The following is a 1,655-nucleotide window of genomic DNA, read 5'->3' on the forward strand; positions in this document are numbered from 1 at the left end:
TAAAGAGGGCACACTTGCCCATTCTTGCCAAAACTGCCAACCGTCAAGAGGCAGCCCGCCTATTTGCCGAATCGCTGATTTCGTTTAACTGCAGCCTGAACGGGGATCTGAACTTAAGGAACTTGGAAGTGATTTCTGCGGGTGGCTTTTTGCTGACAGACAAGCTCTCCTTTGCATCCGGCTTTGATGAGTATCTGAGCCCCGGCTTATACTGCGACGTCTATAGTTCTGAGCTGGAGCTAGTTGAGAAAATCAAGTTTTACCTAGAAAATCCAGGGCTGGCTCTAGAGATAGCTAAAAGAGCTTATGAAAAGTTTCTTGTGGACTGGCATCCCAAGCATCGGATAGCCGATCTGATGAATTGGGTTTTCAAGGGAGAGCTACCCAACTTTTACGCAGCTAAGTCCGATCCCAGATTTTTCATTAGCACTGCCTACAGAGATCTTGTCAATACACGCCTTGCTATCTACGAACCTGTTCAGGAGTTACACCGTGTAGAGGAGCAACTTAAGGTACTGGTTAGCAAAGACTGCCCAGTAGCAGTTGTGGCAGATCTCCTGGATCTGCCGAGACTAGAAGTCTATGTTGAGGCCGGGTTCCCAGTGTCTGAGCTTCCCAAGGACGAGAGGGTCGTTTCCAGAGTACATGTCTGGGAGGAAGAGTCCAGCCACTTAGGTACTGCGACTTGGGATGTTCTGATTGCCAGATCCAACAGCCATCTTACTTCTCGACTCCTGCCCTACTCAAAATTTGTTTTTGTCCTTGATGAACAAAATCAATTGGTGTTCTCGAACGCAACAAAGTTAGCGAGCGTTGAAAGATTTTCCTTGGGCGCGACTAGAGCGGATGGATCTTCTTGGACACTACGTCTCAATTTTTATAAGGAGGAAGAAGGCGCAGCGCTATTCACGACTGACGAAATCTTTAGTAAGCAGTCATATCCTTTTTTAAACTTCGTCGATGGCGTATCAATAATTGTTGATGTAGGAGCAAACATAGGCATCGCAAGCGCCTACTTTCGAATGCTTTATCCAAATGCTACTATTCTTTGCTTCGAGCCTGACCCTGTAGCTCTTCACTTGCTGAAGCTAAACAGCCTAGAGATAGGCGGCTGCACTGTATACCCTTTTGGGCTGTACAGTGATGATATCACCAAGACTTTCTACAGTAGTCTTGTAACGGCCTGTTATAGTTCGATACACAAGAACCAATATGCTGACTTTCCAAGAGTTGTACAGCTTGTAAAGGCAAGCTCATTCCTAGGCTCATTTCTAAAGAGTGTTGGCGCTTACAACATCGATATTCTCAAGATAGATACTGAGGGTTGTGAGACCCAAATATTAAAGGATTTGTTCGAAATTCTAGTCGACATTAAGATAATATACCTAGAGTTTCACTCTGAAGAAGATAGACGATTAATAGACCAGATCCTATGCCCTACCCATGTTTTGTACAAGGGAAACATAGTTCACGCACATAGAGGTACTCTTTGCTACTTGAGTAGAAGGCATATCCCTCATGACGTTTCACAAGAACCTCGTCGGTAAAAAGTTCTCCCAGTCAGCTAGAAATCGCAGGAGCCCCGCACTGTACCCGTAGGGTCAGTGCCGGGAGGAATGCGCTTTGATGAAGTACAATGAACTTATGAGCCAAGT

Annotated in this window: 1 protein-coding gene; it reads left to right on the forward strand. The window is 45.5% G+C overall.

Annotation, left to right across the window (positions count from 1 at the left end):
• The coding region (locus SYN65AY6A5_RS13765; RefSeq protein ID WP_099884796.1) for an FkbM family methyltransferase at positions 1–1,547 on the forward strand (1,547 nt) is incomplete at its 5' end.
• Between the last annotated feature and the right edge of the window lie 108 nt (positions 1,548–1,655).

The organism is Synechococcus sp. 65AY6A5 (assembly GCF_002760415.1).
Classification (GTDB): Bacteria; Cyanobacteriota; Cyanobacteriia; order Thermostichales; family Thermostichaceae; genus Thermostichus.